We start from the raw sequence: 18,879 nt of genomic DNA on the forward strand, positions 1-18,879 counted from the left end.
TCAGGCAGGTGTGAGGGTCGGCCTCAGAAACGCTCTGCCCAAAGGGTTTTTGCTACAATCATAAAAGCCCTCCTGTGGCTAGCGGTTCAAGTAAGTGAGAGGTTGGACATCGACCCAAGCGGGGCTCGTTGTGGCTGCTTCCTTCCGGACCTGACCAGGTTGGCGAGGCGCTCGCCCGCGCCAACCTCTCGAAAATCGATATAGGGAAGACACGCAGAAATGACAACCCGTCACAGTGTGAGTTGAATGCGCAAAAACCCTTCGGCATCCGTGCCAGCCAGCTTTGGGCTAAACTCTGCGATGTCCGCGAGGTGACACTGTGCCTTTGGACCGGTCTTCAACAGGACAGAGGACCCCGGCATGGGCGCAAAACGGAATGGGCAGGGACCTTGTTCCAGCGATTCTGTGGGCATTGCACCGGTCAGGTAGCCCTTCAATGCGTGTTGGATCGGCAAGGCTGGAACGTTGATGACTTCGGCGTCTTGTATGAACGGAAAATGTCCACCGCCGCTGGCCCGATAATTGTTCAGTGCAACGACAAAGCGTTGTTCGGCCGTCACTGCGTGGCCTTGGAAACGAAGATCTGAGATGCGCCGGTATGCCGGATTTACCAGTCGCCCTTCCGTATCGAACCGAGGCGGTACGCTGAGGTCGATCACGTAGCTTAGCCCGAACAGAACATCGAAATTGTGTCCGGCTCGATCAGGATTGACCAATTCAGTTTGCGCGCCGGGTTTCACCTGATTGAAAACGCCCGCAGACATTTCAAGCCAATCTCTGATGTGCTCTCCTGACACCTCGATTGCACGAAGTTCGTTTGGAAAGATGTTCAGATCGGCCACATGGCGCATGCGCATTACGCCCGCAGGAATGTCCGAGTAAAAGCGAGGCCCGGCGCGACCACCGAATTTCGAAGGCGCCACGGCAGACAGCAAAGGTGTCGCTTCATGGGGTGTGCCCTTCAGGATCTGGCGCACGGCCGAAGCCTGTGCTGCGGCCACCATCGCAAGCCCGCGATCTTTGGTGCAAAAGCTGAAATAGCTGTGCAGGTGCTGATCCGTATGCCCAATTGGTTCCTCGGCTCGTTTTCGTGTTGCGGAATGCACATCTGAAAACAGCGCCACCAACAGCGGGTCTTCGGCCGCCGGGTCAGCACCTGAGACCGGGCGCAGTTCAGTGCGATGAGCCGCGACCGACCAGCCCTTTTCTGCCGAGGCAACCAGCGTCAGATCAATCACGCCAAGATGAGATCCGGCAGATCCCGGCATGACAACAGGTGTGCCATGCACCATACCGCCAGTGGCATCGACGTGTTCCAGCCCAGCGTGTGACTTCCCCGGCAGGGTCAGATGCGTGTGCCCGGCGATGATGGCGTCTATACCCTCAATCGCGGCAAGGGGGATTATCGCGTTTTCAAGATCGGGCGCGGGGTCGACGGACCCCAGCCCCGTATGGGCAAGCGCGATGATCACGTCGCAGCCGTGGGATCGAAGCTCTGACACTTTAGTGCGCGCGCAGGTCAGAATGTCGTCTATCCGGACGTCATTACCCAGCCGATGAGATTCCCAATTCCGGGTCTGCGGCGGAACGACCGAGAAGACGCCGACGGTTAGCGAGGCTTGGTGCCCCGCGACCTCAACCCGGCGGGTTAGAACTGCCTGATCCTGCCAGACCTCGTTGGCACCCGGGCGATGAACATTGCTGCAAACCACTGGACAGGGGGCCTGCGAAAGGATGCTGTCCAGTATATCTTGACCGAACCCGAAATCATGATTTCCCAACCCGATCGCATCATACTCTAACGCGCCAAACGCCTGCATCAGCGTATGAGGCTTATCGGCCTGCTCGACGGCCAGCTCCCCAACCGGAGTTCCCTGCAGCGAATCGCCGTTGTCAAAAAGCAGCACGGTTGAGCCATCCGCCTGCGCCTCAGTTCGGGCTTCACGGATCAGGCTGGCGGTTCGGGTCAGGCCGATTGTGGGTTCAGGGGTGTCAGAATAGTAATCAAAACTCCTCAAGTTCATATGAAGATCCGTGGTGGCCAGTATTCGGACCCGCACGGACTGCGGATGCAGAGAAGGGGAAGGTTTCAAATTTCTACTTTTGGCAGTTTTGTCTTAGTCATTTTCAACAAAAAGATTAATCACAGTGAATTGCAAGGCTTAGCTGTGTTCATTCGATGGCGACCTGTGGTTTTGGGGGTGAAATACCGTTGCAACTGATTGGCCGACATGGCAGCCCTGTGCGGACAAGTCTAAGGATAACTTATGAAAAATGCGGAATATGTGACGTTTGGTAGCTCGGGGCTGGATCGTGCGGCGCATATTCGCGGGGATGCTGATGCGGTCGCGGGGGCGCGGGGGCATCCCAATGCAAAATGCCTGCTCTTGTGGCGCGGTAAGGTTTTGGTTCAGGGCGAGGCGCTGGATCAGTTGGGACTGATCGCCATGTCACATAAGCTGGTCGAAACCGGGCCGGGAGGTTCTGTCGAGCAGCCTGTGTTCTTGGGGCTGTCGGACGATGCGCCGGTGTTTGCCTTTGATATTTCGGACTGGACGGCTGATGGGTTGGACGTGTCCGGTGTCGGAGGCTTTATCGACAAGTCAGAGCAACAGCACCCGGACTTGCCCCACGGCCATGTCTTTGCCGAACTGCGCCGGATCATGACCCGTTTGTCGACGCGTGACGCCGAACTGGCGGCTTCGGCCAAGGCGGTGACCGCATGGCACGAAACGCATCGGTTTTGCGCCCGGTGCGGCGCAGCCAGTGAACTTGCGCAGGCGGGGTGGCAGCGCAGTTGTCCGTCATGCGGCGGGCAGCATTTTCCACGTACCGATCCGGTCGTCATCATGTTGATTACCCGTGGCGATTCAGTTCTGATGGGGCGTTCGCCGGGCTGGCCAGAAGGGATGTATTCGCTGTTGGCAGGGTTTGTTGAACCGGGTGAAACGCTTGAGGCCGCGGTCCGACGCGAAGTGATGGAAGAAGCCGGGGTGCCCGTGGGTGAGGTCCGTTACCTGTCCAGCCAGCCCTGGCCGTTTCCGGCCTCGTTGATGTTCGGCTGCGCGGGTGAGGCGTTGTCGCGCGTCATCACCATCGACCCGGTCGAAATCGAAGATGCGATGTGGGTTACCAAATCCGAGATGATGCAGGCCTTTGCCGGTGAACACCCCGTTCTGCTGCCAGCCCGCAAGGGAGCGATTGCGCATTTTCTTTTGCAAAACTGGCTTGCGGATACATTGGACTGAAAAAATACTGTTCTGAAAAGCGAGAGAACCCCGAACCACAATGCAGTTTACAGTGCGCGAAGATATCGAAGCTCCCATCAACTCGGTGTTCGAAATGGTGGCCGACTTTGACCGATTCGAACGGATCGCAATGCGGCGCGGGATCGAGGTCCGGCGGATTTCGGGCGAATTGGGCGTTGTTCCGGGCACCAGTTGGGAAACAGAATTCAGGTTACGCGGAAAGCCACGTCAGATTTCTGTGCAGATGGCCGAATGCGACCCACCTTTGCTGATGCGGTTCGAAGCGGCAAGCAAGGGGATGAACGGGGTCACGACGGTGGAGCTTTTGGCCCTGTCGCAGCGCCGCACGCGTCTAAGCGTTGATATGTCCCTGTCAGCCAAATCCCTCCCTGCGCGGCTGCTGTTACAATCACTAAGGCTTGGGCAATCCCGGTTTCGGCGACAGTTTCAGTTGCGCTTGACCGAGTTCGCACGGGAAATGGAACAACGTCACATTCATGGTGGTTGATTGCCCAAAGCTGTGGTGGGAACGAGATGGATAGCTTTAGTGTTCGTGAGGCGGTGTTGACGGATGCCCAAGGTATCTCAGAGGTGCTGCGGGACATCGTAGCGGCCGGAAAGCGTACCAAGCGTTGCAACGTTGATTTTGCCCGCGAGCATTACGAGGCCGACCCCGACCGGATCAGATGTTCCGTCGCTGTTCAGGGGGAACAGGTCCTGGGATTTCAGTCGCTGAAATGGGCGGTCGAAAACAATCCGTATGGCGCTCCGGTTGGGTGGGGTGTCATTGGAACGCATATTCGCCCGTCTGCCGCACGGCGCGGTGTCGGGCGTGCCCTGTTTCGTGCGACGCTCTTGGCGGCACGGGAAAGTGGACTACCGGCTATTGATGCGACCATTTCGGCCACAAACGCCGAAGGATTGGCCTATTATTCGGCGATGGGCTTTGTGGATTACCGGCGACACGAGGTTGCTCTGTGCAAAAGCTTCACCGTGACTTGAGCCGGGGTCGCTTCAGCCGCGCGGTTGAGCCGCTGGGTAGACGCCCAAAATCTCGACATTCGTGGTGAAGTGTTCCAGTTCTTCCATCGCCAGCTGAACGTTCCGGTCGTCCGGGTGGCCCACGATATCGGCATAAAACTGGGTCGCGGTGAACGAACCATCGACCATGTAGCTTTCCAGTTTCGTCATGTTGATGCCGTTGGTCGCAAACCCACCCATCGCCTTGTAAAGCGCGGCCGGAATGTTGCGCACCTGAAAAACAAAACTGGTGATCATGCCGTGCTCACCCCGGCGCGACATGTCGGCCTGCTCTGACATCACCAAAAAGCGCGTGGTGTTGTTGTCGCGGTCTTCAATGTGCCGGGCAAGTACGTTCAAGCCGTAGATTTCGCCGGCCAACTCGCTGGCCAATGCTGCTGAATGCACCTCGCCTTGTTCCGAGACCTCGCGGGCCGCCCGCGCGTTGTCGGGGCTGACACGTCCTTTGATGTTGTGTTCTTTCAAAAACCCGGCGCATTGCGGTAAAAGAACCAGGTGCGAGTGTGCCTCGGTTACATCCTCAAGTTTGGCACCCGGTACGGCAAGAAGGTTGATGTGAACGCGCACGAACGCTTCTTCGATGATGTGTAACCCGCTGTGGGGAAGCAAGCGGTGAATGTCGGCAACCCGGCCATACGTAGTGTTTTCGACTGGCAGCATTGCCAATTCAGCCTCACCTGCGCGCACCGATTCGATCACATCTTCGAAAGTCCGGCAGGGCAGGGCCTCCATATCTGGGCGGGCATTACGGCAGGCCTCGTGGCTGTAAGCGCCGGGTTCTCCCTGAAATGCAATACGTTTGGTCATTTGGTCGATTCCGTGCAACAAGTTCGATAATTGGGCGTTTAGTCGCGGTGTCTATACCTTGCCTCTTGTAAGGGGAAGCCTTAGACACCCCGCAGACAGCTGAAATGGACTCGCGATCAATGTTCGACACGATGACAGTTACCAAGGCCGCAGCAGGCCTGTTTGGCACCTTCCTGGTGCTGCTTCTGGCCAAATGGGGTGCCGAAGTGCTTTACCATGCGGATGGGCATGGTGAGACGGCCTCGTATATTATCGAAACCGAAAGCTCTGGTGAAAGCGCTGACGGCGAAGAAGTGGTGTTCGAAGACATGCTGGCCGCCGCCGACCCAGACAAAGGCGCCCGCGTATTCCGCAAGTGCACCGCGTGCCACAAGCTGGAAGACGGTGCAAACGGTACTGGCCCGTACCTCTTCGCGATTGTGGACCGTCCGGTTGCATCTGCGAAAGGCTTTGGCGGCTATTCGGCCTCAATGCAGGCGCATGGCGGCAACTGGACGCCCGAAGCACTGGACGCATTCCTAACCCGCCCAAGCGCTTATATCTCGGGCACCACAATGAGCTTTGCTGGTCTGAAAAAACCGCAGGAGCGGGCCGACTTGATTGCCTACCTACAGACCATCAACTGATCTTTCGCTCAGTTTTGACGCATTCAAAAGCCGCTGCCCCGTGCAGCGGCTTTATTTTTTGTCTAAGTAAATCTTCACAAAGTGTTCACGCACTCTAAACTTGAAACTGGCAGTGCTGGTCTTTTAGCTGGCGCAAACAATATTAAAGATGTCAACGAGCAGGGGATGAACCACATGAAATCCAATCGAGTTACCGCATTAGCGCGAACAAGGGATTTCGGACGCTTAGTTCACATTCTGGCTTTGGGGGCATTGCTCTGTGCAGCCGCCGCAACTCAGCTTTTTGCTGAGGAAAAGATCATCAAATCACACGGGTTCTCGGAATTCGGTGATTTGAAGTATCCGGACGGTTTTGCGCATTTCGACTATGTGAACCCGGATGCGCCACGTGGTGGAGAACTCTCCTATGCGGCGCAAGGCACGTTCGACAGCTTTAATCCCTATACCAGGCAGGGCCGGGCTGGTGCGCGGTCGGCAGATCACTACGAAAGCCTGCTGGTTCCATCCTATGACGAACCAGCGGCCTATTATGGCCTACTCGCCGAAAGTCTCGAATACCCCGAAAGTTATGAGTGGGTGATCTTCAATATCCGCCCGGAGGCGCGGTTTTCTGACGGTACACCTGTGACGGCTGAGGATGTGGTGTTTTCCCATAACCTGCTTCTGGACCAGGGGTTGAAATCCTATGCCGACGCAATTCGCCAACGGATCCCCAAGGCCGAGGCGTTGGATACCCATCGTGTAAAGTTCTACTTCTCGCCAGATTTCCCCCGCCGAGGCCGGATTTCCCAAGTTGGGGCCACTTCGATTTTCTCAAAGAAATGGTTCGAGGAAGACCCTGAAAACCGCCGGTTGGACAAGTCGCGGCTGGATCCGGGTATCGGTTCGGGGCCATATGTTCTGGATGATTATGACATCAACCGGCGCATCGTCTACAAGCGCAACCCCGATTATTGGGGCAACGACGTCAACGTCAATGTGGGGCGCAACAACTTTGACACCATCCGCGTTGAGTATTTCGCCGATTCCATCGCTGCGATGGAGGGGTTCAAGGCAGGCACATTTACGCTTCGACAGGAAAACAACTCGAAAAGCTGGGCGACGGCCTATGATTTCCCGGCAATTGCGAATGGTTCTGTCGTGCGGGCTGAACTGGCAGACGGAAATGTGCCGACGGCGTCGGGCTTCATCATGAACCTTGACCGTCCAAAGTTTCAGGACCCTCGTGTTCGCGAAGCTATTCAGCTAGCGTATAACTTCGAATGGACGAATGAGAGCCTGCAATATGGATTATTCCAGCAGCGCAGCTCTTTCTGGGAAGGAACGCATCTTGAGGCGACCGGCCTGCCCGAAGGGCGCGAGCTTGAGGTGTTGCAAGAGCTGGGCGACGCGCTGGACCCTGCCATCCTGACCGAAGAACCCGTCTCGGCGCATGAATCCCGGGCCGCCCGCCAAAATGACCGTGGCAACTTGCGCAAGGCGATGAAACTGCTGGACGAAGCTGGCTGGCTTGTTGGGGATGACGGCATTCGTCGCAACGACAAAGGCGAGGTGCTGTCTATTGCATTTCTGTCCGACCAGCCAACGCTGGACAGGCTTATTCAACCCTTCGTCGCCAATTTGCGGGCAATGGGGATTGATGCGAGCTACAACCGCGTGGACAACGCCCAGTTCACCTTGCGCCGCCGGGACCGTGATTTCGACATGATTGTTGGCGGGTACCCGAGGTCGTTGCAGCCGTCGACAGGGTTGTATCAGCAGTTCGGAACCGAAGCGGCCTCTTACTCGGTTTTTAACCCGTCGGGTGTGCATGGCCCGGATATCGAACCGCTGATCGATAACATTGCCTCTGCTGAAGACAGCGAAGAACTGTTTGCAAATGTCCGCGCATTGGACCGCGTCCTGCGCGCCAAGCGGATCATGGTTCCCACGTGGTATCTGGGCAAGCACTGGGTTGCCTATTGGGACATGTATGAATACCCGGAAAATCTGCCGCCTTACGCATTGGGTGTTGAAGACCTCTGGTGGATCAACGAAGAGAAAGAGGCCGAGTTGAAATCCTCCGGCGCCTTAAGGTAATCCGCCCCCATGGGAGCATATATTCTTAGACGACTGTTGCTGGTCATCCCAACCCTGCTTGGGATCATGATCGTCAACTTCACGCTGGTTCAGTTCGTTCCTGGCGGACCGATTGAACAGATCATCGCCCAGTTGGAAGGTGGCGGTGATGTGTTCGAAGGAATCGCCGGCGGCGGCAGTGACATCGAGCAACAGACCGGCGGCACGAATGACCGCTACATTGGTGCACGTGGCCTTCCGCCCGAGTTTATCGAAGAGCTGGAAAAGGAATTCGGGTTTGACAAGCCGCCGGTTGAGCGGTTCTTCGACATGATGGGCAATTACCTGACGCTGGACTTTGGTGAGAGCTATTTTCGGTCGATCAGCGTAACCGATCTGGTGTTAGAGAAGATGCCGGTGTCAATCTCGCTGGGTCTGTGGTCCACGCTGATCGCATATCTGGTGTCGATCCCGCTGGGCATTCGCAAGGCGATTAAGGACGGGTCACAGTTCGATACCTGGACCAGTGGCGCGATCATCGTAGCCTATGCTATTCCCGGCTTCTTGTTTGCGATCCTGCTGTTGGTTCTGTTTGCCGGGGGATCATATTGGCAGATATTCCCGCTCCGGGGGCTGACCTCGGACAACTGGGACAGCCTCAGCCTGTTTGGTAAGATCGTTGACTACTTCTGGCACATTGCCCTGCCGATTATCGCGCTGACGATTTCGGCCTTTGCGACGCTGACTCTGCTGACCAAGAACTCGTTCCTGGACGAGATCAAAAAACAATATGTCATGACCGCCCGCGCCAAGGGTCTGAGCGAAAGTCAGGTTCTGTACGGCCATGTTTTCCGCAACGCGATGCTGATCGTAATCGCCGGATTCCCGGCGGTTTTCATCGGCGTCTTCTTCGGGGGGTCGATCATCATCGAGACGATCTTCTCGCTTGACGGTCTCGGCCGTCTGGGGTTCGAGGCAGCCGTTGCGCGGGACTATCCGGTGATCTTCGGCACTCTGTTCATCTTTGGCTTGATGGGGTTGGTTGTCGGCATCATCAGTGACCTGATGTATGTGCTGGTCGACCCGCGCATCGATTTCGAAAAGCGGGAGGGGTAAATGGCGCTTTCCCCACTCAACCAGCGCCGCTGGCGCAATTTTCGTCGTAACGGGCGTGCATTCTGGTCGCTGATGGTCTTTTCCGTCCTTTTTGGCCTTTCTCTGTTCGCCGAGTTCATCGCCAACGACAAACCAATCCTCGTTAAATACCGGGGTGAGTTTTATACGCCGATCTTCAATTTCTACGCGGAAACCGAATTCGGTGGTGATTTCCAGACCGAGGCGATCTATCGCGACCCCGAGGTTCAGTGTTTGATCGACAGCGGTGGCATCGAAGACTGTTTCGACGATCCCGAGGGGATTATCGACGAAATCAAGGCCGGTACATTCCAGGCAGATGGATACGAGCGTGGCTGGGCCGTCTGGCCGTTGATACCGTATTCCTTCAACACCAGTGTTGATCGCCCCGGTGCAGCACCACTGCCGCCCAACGGACAAAATCTGTTGGGCACGGATGACACCAAGCGCGACGTGTTGGCCCGGGTGATTTATGGCTTCCGACTGTCGATTTTGTTCACGCTCATGGTCACGGGTGTGGCCAGCCTGATCGGCATATTCGCAGGTGCCATTCAGGGCTTTTTCGGAGGCTGGCTGGACCTGATTTTCCAACGGATCATCGAGATCTGGTCGGCGACGCCTTCGCTTTACGTCATCATCATCATGTTCGCCATTCTGGGCCGAAGTTTCTGGCTGCTTGTCGCGCTGATGATCCTGTTCAGCTGGACCGGGCTTGTGGGAGTTGTGCGCGCCGAGTTCCTGCGGGCGAGAAATCTGGAATATGTGCGCGCTGCGCGGGCACTGGGTGTGGGCAATATGACAATCATGTTCCGCCACATGCTGCCCAACGCGATGGTCGCTACGCTGACCTTCATGCCCTTTATCGTGACGGGCACCATCGGCGGCCTGGCTTCACTGGATTTTCTGGGCTTCGGCCTGCCGTCTTCCGCCCCGTCTTTGGGTGAGTTGACCTTGCAGGCCAAGCAGAACCTGCAGGCACCGTGGCTGGCCTTCACCGCCTTTTTCACCTTTGCCATTATGCTGTCGCTACTGGTCTTCATCTTCGAAGGCGTGCGCGATGCATTTGATCCCAGAAAGACCTTTTCATGAGCCTGCTGGATGTGAACAACCTCAAGGTCTCGTTCCGTCAGGACGGGCAGGTGAGCGCAGCAGTCAAGGGCGTGTCCTTTACTGTGGATCGGGGTGAAACGGTTGCGCTGGTAGGCGAATCCGGATCTGGCAAATCGGTCACAGCTCTGTCGACAGTGTCTTTGCTGGGTGACAGCGCGATTGTCGAAGGCTCGGTCACCTATGAAGGGCAGGAGATGATCGGCGCGTCTGACCAGCACCTGATGGATGTGCGCGGCAACGATATCAGCTTCATCTTTCAGGAGCCGATGACCTCGCTCAACCCGCTTCACACGATCCAGAAACAGATGGCCGAGTCACTGGCCCTGCACCAGGGTTTGACAGGTGATGCTGCACGGGCCCGGATTGTCGAACTGCTGACCAAGGTTGGCATCCGCGATCCCGAGGAGCGTCTGGACAGCTATCCGCATCAATTGTCAGGTGGCCAACGCCAGCGCGTCATGATCGCCCTGGCACTTGCCAACAAGCCCGATATCCTGATCGCGGATGAGCCGACAACAGCACTGGATGTTACCATTCAGGCGCAGATCCTCGAACTTCTGGCCGAGCTTCAGAAGTCCGAGAATATGGGGATGCTGTTCATCACACACGATCTGGGGATCGTGCGCCGCATCGCGGACCGCGTTTGCGTTATGAAGGACGGCGAGATTGTCGAGTCGGGTGCAACGCTCGAGATTTTTGACAACCCGCAACACCCTTACACTCGTAAGCTGCTGGCGGCGGAACCTTCTGGTCATCCCGATCCCGTAGCGCCCGATGCCGAAGAGGTTGCGCGCACCGATCATCTGAAGGTCTGGTTTCCGATACAGCGCGGCTTCCTGAAGCGCACAGTTGGGCATGTGAAGGCTGTGAACGATGCAACGCTCAGCGTGCGCGCCGGTGAAACCTTAGGGATTGTGGGCGAAAGTGGATCGGGCAAGACAACGCTGGCGCTGGCGATCATGCGATTAATTGCGTCCGAAGGTGGGATAACGTTCCGAGATCAGGACGTGCGCAGATGGTCGACAAGAGAGTTGCGGCGGCTGCGCAAGGACATGCAGATCGTGTTTCAGGACCCGTTCGGCAGCCTCAGTCCCCGGATGACCTGCCAGCAGATCATTGCCGAGGGGCTGGCGATCCACAAGGTCGACCCGCACCGCTCGCCACGGGAGCTGGTGACCGAAGTGATGACCGAAGTGGGCTTGGACCCGGCTGCGATGGACCGCTATCCGCACGAATTCTCGGGCGGGCAGCGTCAGCGCATTGCCATTGCACGAGCCATGGTCCTCAGGCCTAAGCTATTGGTTCTGGATGAACCGACCAGTGCCCTGGATATGACTGTGCAGGTTCAGATCGTCGATCTGCTGCGCGATCTTCAGCGGAAATACGGGCTGGCTTATCTGTTCATCAGCCACGATCTGAAAGTCGTGCGTGCGATGTCCCACAATGTGATTGTCATGCGAAACGGTGACGTGATCGAAATGGGGTCAGCCGAAGATCTGTTCGAAAACGCCCAGACAGACTATACCCGCGAACTGATTGCGGCGGCGGGCTGAAACCAGCCCGCCCGGGACTTTCAGGCATTCGCTGTTTCGCGTGCCGCGGATTTTGGAACCGGGCCGCGAAGCTCTTCGTAATGGTCGAATTGCAGTTTTACCCACCCCGTGCCGCGTGTCGCGCTGGCGAGGGTGCGGTGTAACTCGTCTTCGGCCACAGCAGGCAGTTGGGCATTGAAAATCTCCCATCCAGACGCGTTGGGATTGCCTTCAAAGCCCAGAACCTGACCCTGCAGCGAACTGATCGTAGGCACCAGGTCGCCCACGAAATCCGAGGGCAAGTGGATTTCGGCGTTCAGGATGGGTTGCAGGACCACCGGTTTCGCCTGCGGCAAAGCCTCTCGAACCGCGTTCTTGCCCGCAGTGCGGAACGCATAGTCGGAACTGTCGACGTTGTGATGCTTGCCATCGCTGAGTGTGACTTTGACATCCACAACCGGGAACCCTTCAGGCCCCTGCACCAGCGCATCCTTGGCCCCGTGTTCGACCGAAGGGATATAGTTTCTGGGCACGGCGCCCCCTTTGACGATCTCTTCGAATTCGAACCCGGCCCCACGTGGGGTCGGTGCGATCGAGATCACCACATCGGCAAATTGTCCTGCGCCGCCGGATTGTTTGCGGTGGCGATGACGATGTTCGATCGGTGCGCGGATGGTCTCGCGATAGGCCGTCTCAACCGTCTGAGTCTCAATCTCGATACCGAAGTCTTCAGCCAGCTTGGCGCTGACCCGGCGCATATGCTGAGGCCCTTGCGATCCCAGAACGGCATGACCGCTCAGTTCATCGTGCTGCAGGTGCAGTCCGGGGTCAATCTCGACCAGTCGGGATAACGCGTTGGACAGGCGTACATCGTCACGCTCATGTGCCGGCGACACAATTTGCCGGTGGGCGGCCGGATGGGCCTCGGCCCACTCCGGTAACGGTGTGGCTCCGGTACTGTCATACAGGTTGCCGGGGTTGAGGTGGTCGGATTTCACAGCCAGCCCGATCTGACCAGCTTCCAATTCCGAAATTTGTGTTTTGGCATCCAGTGTCGTCAGGTTGCCAACCGATTCGCCGCCTAAAGCTTCATGCGCTTTGACGCCCTTGCCCAGACCGCGCAGCACGAGGATTTTTCCGATGTGCTTTTTGACATCCGCGAACCCGGCAATTGCGCGCGCGCCTTCGGCCGCTTCGTCCCGCCCGGCGGCGATATTGAATTCAGGGGCTTCGTGACGAAGCGCTTTCATCAAACGGGTCAGCCCGTTGCCGTGGCTGGCAGACCCCAGGCAGGCCGGGATCAACTGGTGGCTTTGCAGAACCTGCGCGGCCAGATCATAGATTTCTGCGCTGGGCGGCTGTTTGTCCTCGATCAGTTGTTCCAGCAGATGATCATCGAAATCTGAAAGCGTCTCCAACAATTCGGTTCGGGCTTCCTGTTCCCGGTCTTCGACGGACTGCGGAAGTTCGATCAGGGCCGAGGGTTGCCCTTCCTGATACTTCCATGCCCGCTCCGAGATCAGGTCGACCGCGCCGATGATCGCCTCGCCATCGCGGATTGGAACCTGCCGCAATGCGATGTGGTGTGTGCAGTAGGTTTGCAGAGCGGCGATGATATCGCGGATACGTCCGTTTGGTGTGTCCATGCGATTGATGAACAGAAAGCAGGGGATACCTGCCTCTTCGACCAGCCGCAGATAAGGGGCGCACAGCACGGCGGCGTCCGGGTCAGGCGGTACGACGACGACAGCGGCGTCCGAGATCGCCATGGCAGGGCCGACATAGGCCATGGTGTCGCTGCCGCCATTCACGTCAATGGCGCACCAAGGTTCGTCCAAATAAGAAAAACCGTGCAAATGCACGGTTCCGGAAACGTCGAATGTGGTTGGCCGGCCATCAAGGCGGCTGATGGCCTCGACCAGTGTTGTTTTGCCCGAGTGGCTGGGGCCGAGGACAGAAAAAACGCGCATAGATGCAGTCCCTCTTTCAAGTTGCAGAACGGCTGCACGAAAAGGGCGGTCGAGCGCGAACGCGTCGGCACATACTGTCTGGTACTCTGCCTGCCTCAGGCACGGGGCGGATTTCCACCCGCCCTGCAAGTGTGGGGAAAACCCACCCTCCGCGTCAAGTCCTGTCCTGCGTCGGCATCAGATCGCCGAGCTGTGTCCCGCCTTGCTGAGATCGTAGGCGTCAAAGGTGCGGGCGATCATTCGGGTTAGTGCGCGCGCCTCGGGCGGGATGAACAGGCCGTCCTCAGAGACGCTTAACAACCCATCGAAGGTTGCGTTTGCGGTCTGATACATCCCCTGCAATTCCGCGGCGATGATGTCGTGGTCGCGCAGAATCTCGGCGGTATCTATACGGAAATCGCACATCAACGCTTCGATCAATCGTGCGCGCAAAATGTCTTGGCCTTTGAACAAGTGCCCACGGGATATTGAGAAGCGGCCTTCGCGGATCGCTTTTGTATGAGCTGACGTCGCGGGTGCGTTCTGGGCGTACCCTTGCGGGAATCGCGAGATTGAGCTCGCGCCAATTCCAATCAGAACGTCGGACTGATCGTCGGTGTAGCCCTGAAAGTTGCGTTTTAGCCTTCCTGCGTTCAGTGCGTGCGTCAGCCCGTCATCCTGCGTGGCAAAGTGGTCAATGCCGATTTCGGCGTACTTGTCCCACAGGAACAGGCGCCGGGCCGTATCGAACAGATCCAGGCGGTCTTCGGGTGTGGGCAGGGCATCCGTTGGGATCAGCTGCTGCCGCTTTGCCATCCACGGCACATGCGCATAGCCGTACAACGCCACCCGGTCTGGGTTGAGCGACAGCAATTTCTGCACGCTTTCAGTCATCCGTGTCTTGGTCTGGTGCGGCAGACCATACAGAATATCGGCATTCAGGCTGGCGATACCGCGCGCACGGATCATGTCGATGGCGTTGCGGGTGGTGTCGTAACTTTGGATGCGTCCGATGGTTTTCTGGATTTCGTCGTCGAAATCCTGCACGCCGATAGACGCACGGTTCATGCCGGCTTCGGCCAATGCATCGAGCCGACCCTCGTCAATCTCGTTCGGGTCGATTTCGACCGAGAACTCTGCATCCGGCCCCAACGGAACAATCTCAAGAATCCGGGCGGCCAGATCGCGCATCAGATCGGGGTTCAGCAGGGTGGGTGTACCGCCGCCCCAATGCAGGCGCGAAAGGGTAACCCCCGCAGGAAGGTGGGCGGCCAGTAGGTCCAGCTCGGCCTTGAGGACATCCACATAGGCGATCACCGGGTTGTCGGTCTGAGTGCCTTGCGTCCGGCAGGCGCAAAACCAGCACAGCCTGCGGCAGAACGGGACGTGGACGTACAGCGACACGGAACTGCCGGGCTTGATCCCGGAAATCCAGTCACCAAAAAGGCTTGGACCCACGTCATTGCTGAAATGCGGGGCGGTGGGATAGCTTGTGTAACGCGGGACTTTCGCGTCAAATAGTCCAAGCTTTGACAATTGCGGTTTCACTATCATAGCGATACCGTTACTGCACGGCCGTCTACGAAACCTTGACTGAGATCAAGTGAAAGCGCGAACGATGCTAAAAGCACAGATTGATCATACCAATTGTTCCGAATGCCCCATTCGGCATCGCGCCGTCTGTGCGCATTGTGATGCTGATGAGTTGGAAGAGCTTGAAGGCATTAAGTATTACCGTAGCTTCGAAGCTGGTCAGACAGTCATCTGGTCGGGCGATCAGATGAACTTTGTGGGCTCTGTCGTGTCGGGAATCGCCTCGTTGACCCAGACGATGGAAGATGGGCGAACCCAGATGGTTGGCCTGTTGCTGCCCAGCGATTTCGTCGGTCGGCCGGGCCGTGATTCTGCGCCTTATGATGTGCAGGCCACAACTGATCTGGTCATGTGCTGTTTTCGCAAGAAGCCATTCGAACAACTGATGAACGACACGCCCCATATTGCGCACCGGCTGCTTCAGATGACGCTGGATGAACTGGATGCCGCGCGCGAGTGGATGCTGGTGCTGGGGCGCAAGACTGCGCGTGAAAAGATTGCAAGCCTGCTGTCGATTATTGCACGGCGCGACGCTTCGATTGTGCCAAAAGCAAAACCTGGCCCGATTGTCTTTGACCTACCGCTGACACGCGAGGCTATGGCGGATTATCTGGGTCTGACGCTTGAAACCGTAAGCCGCCAGATTTCGGCCCTGAAGAAAGAGGGGGTCATCGAGTTGGAAGGCAAACGCCATGTGACAATCCCAGATATGCGGCGTCTGATGGACGAGGCCGGCGACGACTCGGATGGCGGCTTTCTGATTTAAGCCTATCCTGCTGCCTGCAGCCGTGATTTACTGAATGCGTGAATGAACCGCGCAGGAGTAAGGCATGGAATTCAGTAGCATTTTGGCAATGCTGGTCATCGGTGCGATCGCCGGGTGGCTTTCGGGCAAAATTATGGAAGGCCGCGGGTTCGGCCTGATCGGAAACATAATAGTCGGGATCGTGGGCGCCTTTCTTGCAGGTCTGATTTTCCCGGCGCTGGGCTTTTCGGTTGGCGGCGGCGTGTTTTCGTCAATACTCTTCGCAACCATCGGCGCGGTCATACTGTTGTTTGTGATCGGTCTCATAAAACGCGTCTAGGCCATCCGTCCGAACGGAAGGCCCTGAATAGGAAACACGTCCGATCAGTGTGCCAGAAACACTGGGACCGAGGTTTGTTCCAGCATGTTGCGGGTTGCACCACCCAGAATGGCTTCGCGGAACCTTGAATGGCCATATGCACCCATAACGATCATGTCCGCCTCGCAGTCGGCAGCGTGCCTGTTCAGGATGTCTGAGACACGGGTCATGGTTTTGCTGAGCACATCAATCTCACATTTGACCCCGTGACGGGCCAGCATCTGAGACAGCAGTCCACCGGGGTCAGAACGGTCGGGGCCGTGGCGCGGCGGGTCGATGACGACAATTCGGACCAGATCGGCTTGCGTCAGGAAAGGCAGGGCGCATCGGATGGCGCGCATGGCTTCGACACTTTCATTCCACCCGATCAGCACAGTACCGGGGCGCTCAAAGGGCGCTGAGCTATCAGGCGTGACCAGAATTGGCGCGTGACCCTCGAACATGGCGGCTTCGACAATTGGTTCGGCCTCGGCGCTGCGGTCTTTGCCATAAGGTTTAGGCAGGACAACCAGATCCGAGAACCGGGCACGATGCGCTACGTGCCGACCAATATCGGCGATCTGAGCGACCCCGCTTTCGGCAGACCAGCGAATATCGGATTTGCCCAGATATTCCTGAGTTTGCGTCAGCAGTTCGTCGGCGTCTGCGTTGGCCCGGCTCAGCGTTTCTTGCAGGACCAGAGCATTTGCACCTGCGTAATAATAACCCGTTTGGCTGCGATCGACGCCAAGGCATAGCGCTTCGGCATGCGCATCCTGTGCATTTGCCAGTGCAACCATTTGCGCCAAGGCTGATTGTGATTGTCCCGAGTCCGTTACGACTGTGAGAAGAGATTTGTACGCCATTTTGACCTCTTGTCTTCAGGGCTAAGTGGCATGCGGCCATGCAACTCAGTCTAAGGCTTAGGATTGTCACAGATTTCGGGCTATTGTCTTGATACAGATCAAAGCGAGGTTGGCCGCTGTCCGACAAAACAACGGCCAGTCAAAAGGGTTCCGCGACAAATAAGAATCGCGCGGGGCATGGCAAAGGGACGCAATATGTCAAATTACATCAAGCTGATCGTGCTTGGTCTGATCGCGATATTCGCGGCGATCGGAACCAATTACGCACGCGATTTGGCGTATCAGGTGCATGCAATTCTGGTGATGCTGATCGCCGGTGGATTGTTCATCTGGACGCTGAGAAATACGGATGAGCCAGATATCCTCGTCGACCGTTCGGCCGAGTACATGGATGACGTGATCCGCTATGGCGTGATCGCAACTGCCTTCTGGGGGGTGGTCGGGTTCCTTGCGGGGACCTTTATCGCCTTTCAGTTGGCCTTTCCGGTGCTGAACTTCGAGTGGGCACAAGGCTATCTGAACTTTGGCCGTTTGCGTCCGTTGCACACCTCGGCTGTGATTTTTGCCTTTGGTGGTAACGCGCTGATCGCGACGTCTTTCTATGTGGTCCAGCGCACAAGCGCTGCGCGCCTATGGGGCGGCAATCTGGCGTGGTTCGTGTTCTGGGGCTATCAGCTGTTCATCGTTCTGGCAGCAACCGGCTATGTGCTGGGTGGAACGCAGTCCAAGGAATACGCGGAACCCGAATGGTACGTTGACCTGTGGCTGACCATCGTCTGGGTGGCCTATCTGGCCGTATTCCTGGGTACGATCGTCCGGCGGAAAGAGCCCCACATCTACGTGGCGAACTGGTTCTATCTGGCGTTCATCGTGACCGTCGCCATGTTGCACTTGGTCAACAACATGACCATCCCGGTCAGCGTTTGGGGTTCGAAGTCAGTCATCGTCTGGTCGGGCGTTCAAGACGCCATGATCCAGTGGTGGTACGGCCACAACGCCGTGGGCTTCTTTCTGACCGCGGGCTTCCTGGGCATGATGTATTACTTCATCCCGAAACAGGCCGAGCGTCCGGTATTCAGCTACAAGCTGTCAATCATCCACTTCTGGGCGCTGATCTTCCTGTATATCTGGGCCGGTCCGCACCACCTGCATTATACCGCGTTGCCGGATTGGGCGTCGACGCTGGGCATGGTGTTCTCGATCATCCTGTGGATGCCGTCCTGGGGTGGTATGATCAACGGTCTGATGACCCTGTCGGGCGCGTGGGACAAGCTGCGTACTGACCCGGTGATCCGGATGATGGTGATCTCGGTCGGCTTCTACGGCATGTCCACGTTCGAGGGGCCAATGATGTCGATCCGCGCGGTCAACAGCCTCAGCCACTACACCGACTGGACCATTGGTCACGTGCACTCGGGCGCGCTGGGCTGGAACGGCATGATTACCTTTGGTGCGCTGTACTTCCTGGTGCCGGTCCTGTGGAAACGTGAGCGTCTGTATTCGCTGCAGATGGTCAGCTGGCACTTCTGGCTCGCCACCATCGGTATCGTTCTGTACGCCGCGTCGATGTGGGTGACCGGTATTATGGAAGGCCTGATGTGGCGGGAAGTGGATGCAAACGGTTTCCTTGTGAACTCGTTCGCTGACACCGTGGCTGCCAAATTCCCGATGTATGTGGTGCGTGCTTTGGGTGGCGTGATGTTCGTCGCGGGTGCGTTGATCATGTGCTACAACCTGTGGATGACTGTGCGGAAAGCGCCGGCCAAAGAGGCCAGCCTGACCGTCGCGGTCCCGGCTGAATAGGAGGGCCGG

16 protein-coding genes and 1 other RNA gene are annotated in these 18,879 nt (G+C 57.3%); 11 read left to right on the top strand and 6 right to left on the bottom strand.

What is annotated here, in order from left to right; all coding sequences use genetic code 11:
* Positions 1-92 precede the first annotated feature (92 nt).
* Together ffs and AC2FJC_RS10300 are read right to left on the bottom strand one after the other, a co-directional pair.
* Positions 93-191: signal recognition particle sRNA small type (gene ffs / locus AC2FJC_RS10295), an RNA gene on the bottom strand.
* Between the two features lie 39 nt (positions 192-230).
* Entirely contained in the window at positions 231-2,060 is a 1,830-nt protein-coding gene (locus tag AC2FJC_RS10300; RefSeq protein ID WP_496739458.1) for a bifunctional 2',3'-cyclic-nucleotide 2'-phosphodiesterase/3'-nucleotidase, read from the bottom strand.
* 207 nt (positions 2,061-2,267) lie between these two features.
* Between AC2FJC_RS10300 and nudC the strand changes: the two genes are divergently transcribed.
* From nudC to AC2FJC_RS10315, 3 genes are read left to right on the top strand one after another with little or no spacing between them, the layout of a single operon-like run.
* Positions 2,268-3,248: an NAD(+) diphosphatase gene (gene nudC / locus AC2FJC_RS10305; RefSeq protein WP_496739431.1), complete on the top strand. Its 981-nt coding sequence runs from the start codon at positions 2,268-2,270 to the stop codon at positions 3,246-3,248.
* Positions 3,249-3,288: 40 nt separating this feature from the next.
* Complete coding sequence (locus tag AC2FJC_RS10310; protein WP_496739432.1) at positions 3,289-3,756, top strand: SRPBCC family protein; 468 nt, start codon at positions 3,289-3,291, stop codon at positions 3,754-3,756.
* Positions 3,757-3,782: 26 nt separating this feature from the next.
* Positions 3,783-4,250 (top strand): GNAT family N-acetyltransferase, encoded by a 468-nt coding sequence (locus tag AC2FJC_RS10315; protein WP_496739433.1) that lies wholly within the window; start codon positions 3,783-3,785, stop codon positions 4,248-4,250.
* Between the two features lie 12 nt (positions 4,251-4,262).
* Here the strand turns inward: AC2FJC_RS10315 and AC2FJC_RS10320 are convergent, their stop codons facing one another.
* The gene (locus tag AC2FJC_RS10320) at positions 4,263-5,096 is read right to left on the bottom strand and encodes a prephenate dehydratase (RefSeq protein WP_496739434.1); all 834 of its coding nucleotides are present in this window, start codon (positions 5,094-5,096) and stop codon (positions 4,263-4,265) included.
* 119 nt (positions 5,097-5,215) lie between these two features.
* Between AC2FJC_RS10320 and AC2FJC_RS10325 the strand changes: the two genes are divergently transcribed.
* From AC2FJC_RS10325 to AC2FJC_RS10345, 5 genes are all read left to right on the top strand, one after another.
* Positions 5,216-5,722 carry a c-type cytochrome gene (locus AC2FJC_RS10325; RefSeq protein WP_496739459.1) on the top strand — a complete coding sequence of 169 codons (507 nt, stop codon included), beginning with the start codon at positions 5,216-5,218 and terminating at the stop codon, positions 5,720-5,722.
* Between the two features lie 174 nt (positions 5,723-5,896).
* Positions 5,897-7,801: an extracellular solute-binding protein gene (locus tag AC2FJC_RS10330; protein ID WP_496739435.1), complete on the top strand. Its 1,905-nt coding sequence runs from the start codon at positions 5,897-5,899 to the stop codon at positions 7,799-7,801.
* Positions 7,802-7,810: 9 nt separating this feature from the next.
* The gene (locus AC2FJC_RS10335; RefSeq protein ID WP_058272504.1) at positions 7,811-8,896 is read left to right on the top strand and encodes a microcin C ABC transporter permease YejB; all 1,086 of its coding nucleotides are present in this window, start codon (positions 7,811-7,813) and stop codon (positions 8,894-8,896) included.
* Positions 8,897-10,003, top strand: coding sequence for an ABC transporter permease (locus AC2FJC_RS10340; RefSeq protein ID WP_496739436.1), 1,107 nt, complete (start codon positions 8,897-8,899; stop codon positions 10,001-10,003).
* Positions 10,000-11,577, top strand: coding sequence for an ABC transporter ATP-binding protein (locus AC2FJC_RS10345; protein ID WP_496739437.1), 1,578 nt, complete (start codon positions 10,000-10,002; stop codon positions 11,575-11,577). Before AC2FJC_RS10340 ends, AC2FJC_RS10345 begins: the two co-directional genes overlap by 4 nt.
* Before the next feature lie 20 nt (positions 11,578-11,597).
* Here the strand turns inward: AC2FJC_RS10345 and AC2FJC_RS10350 are convergent, their stop codons facing one another.
* Positions 11,598-13,526, bottom strand: a complete 1,929-nt coding sequence (locus AC2FJC_RS10350) for an elongation factor G (protein ID WP_496739438.1) — start codon at positions 13,524-13,526, stop codon at positions 11,598-11,600.
* 177 nt (positions 13,527-13,703) lie between these two features.
* Positions 13,704-15,059 carry an oxygen-independent coproporphyrinogen III oxidase gene (hemN, locus tag AC2FJC_RS10355; RefSeq protein ID WP_496739439.1) on the bottom strand — a complete coding sequence of 452 codons (1,356 nt, stop codon included), beginning with the start codon at positions 15,057-15,059 and terminating at the stop codon, positions 13,704-13,706.
* Positions 15,060-15,123: 64 nt separating this feature from the next.
* On the opposite strand from hemN, the gene fnrL reads away from it, so the two are divergent.
* Both fnrL and AC2FJC_RS10365 read left to right on the top strand, forming a co-directional pair.
* On the top strand, positions 15,124-15,864 hold the full coding sequence (gene fnrL, locus AC2FJC_RS10360; RefSeq protein ID WP_496739441.1) for a transcriptional regulator FnrL: 741 nt from the start codon (positions 15,124-15,126) through the stop codon (positions 15,862-15,864).
* A 64-nt stretch (positions 15,865-15,928) separates the two neighbouring features.
* Positions 15,929-16,183 (top strand): GlsB/YeaQ/YmgE family stress response membrane protein, encoded by a 255-nt coding sequence (locus AC2FJC_RS10365; RefSeq protein ID WP_170417060.1) that lies wholly within the window; start codon positions 15,929-15,931, stop codon positions 16,181-16,183.
* A 44-nt stretch (positions 16,184-16,227) separates the two neighbouring features.
* On the opposite strand, the gene AC2FJC_RS10370 is transcribed toward AC2FJC_RS10365, so the two are convergent.
* A complete protein-coding gene (locus tag AC2FJC_RS10370) occupies positions 16,228-17,067 on the bottom strand; it encodes a universal stress protein (RefSeq protein WP_496739442.1) in 840 nt (279 codons plus the stop codon).
* Between the two features lie 195 nt (positions 17,068-17,262).
* Between AC2FJC_RS10370 and ccoN the strand changes: the two genes are divergently transcribed.
* Entirely contained in the window at positions 17,263-18,870 is a 1,608-nt protein-coding gene (gene ccoN, locus AC2FJC_RS10375) for a cytochrome-c oxidase, cbb3-type subunit I (protein ID WP_472724515.1), read from the top strand.
* Positions 18,871-18,879: the final 9 nt, after the last annotated feature.

The organism is Ruegeria sp. CDSB117 (assembly GCF_059611005.1).

Excerpts from the sequence above, each read along its gene's own strand:
- nudC (WP_496739431.1), top strand. The coding sequence starts at position 2,268 with ATGAAAAATGCGGAATATGTGACGTTTGGTAGCTCGGGGCTGGATCGT.
- AC2FJC_RS10310 (WP_496739432.1), top strand. The coding sequence starts at position 3,289 with ATGCAGTTTACAGTGCGCGAAGATATCGAAGCTCCCATCAACTCGGTG.
- AC2FJC_RS10315 (WP_496739433.1), top strand. The coding sequence starts at position 3,783 with ATGGATAGCTTTAGTGTTCGTGAGGCGGTGTTGACGGATGCCCAAGGT.
- AC2FJC_RS10320 (WP_496739434.1), bottom strand. The coding sequence starts at position 5,096 with ATGACCAAACGTATTGCATTTCAGGGAGAACCCGGCGCTTACAGCCAC.
- AC2FJC_RS10325 (WP_496739459.1), top strand. The coding sequence starts at position 5,216 with ATGTTCGACACGATGACAGTTACCAAGGCCGCAGCAGGCCTGTTTGGC.
- AC2FJC_RS10330 (WP_496739435.1), top strand. The coding sequence starts at position 5,897 with ATGAAATCCAATCGAGTTACCGCATTAGCGCGAACAAGGGATTTCGGA.
- AC2FJC_RS10335 (WP_058272504.1), top strand. The coding sequence starts at position 7,811 with ATGGGAGCATATATTCTTAGACGACTGTTGCTGGTCATCCCAACCCTG.
- AC2FJC_RS10340 (WP_496739436.1), top strand. The coding sequence starts at position 8,897 with ATGGCGCTTTCCCCACTCAACCAGCGCCGCTGGCGCAATTTTCGTCGT.
- AC2FJC_RS10345 (WP_496739437.1), top strand. The coding sequence starts at position 10,000 with ATGAGCCTGCTGGATGTGAACAACCTCAAGGTCTCGTTCCGTCAGGAC.
- AC2FJC_RS10350 (WP_496739438.1), bottom strand. The coding sequence starts at position 13,526 with ATGCGCGTTTTTTCTGTCCTCGGCCCCAGCCACTCGGGCAAAACAACA.
- hemN (WP_496739439.1), bottom strand. The coding sequence starts at position 15,059 with ATGATAGTGAAACCGCAATTGTCAAAGCTTGGACTATTTGACGCGAAA.
- fnrL (WP_496739441.1), top strand. The coding sequence starts at position 15,124 with ATGCTAAAAGCACAGATTGATCATACCAATTGTTCCGAATGCCCCATT.
- AC2FJC_RS10365 (WP_170417060.1), top strand. The coding sequence starts at position 15,929 with ATGGAATTCAGTAGCATTTTGGCAATGCTGGTCATCGGTGCGATCGCC.
- AC2FJC_RS10370 (WP_496739442.1), bottom strand. The coding sequence starts at position 17,067 with ATGGCGTACAAATCTCTTCTCACAGTCGTAACGGACTCGGGACAATCA.
- ccoN (WP_472724515.1), top strand. The coding sequence starts at position 17,263 with ATGTCAAATTACATCAAGCTGATCGTGCTTGGTCTGATCGCGATATTC.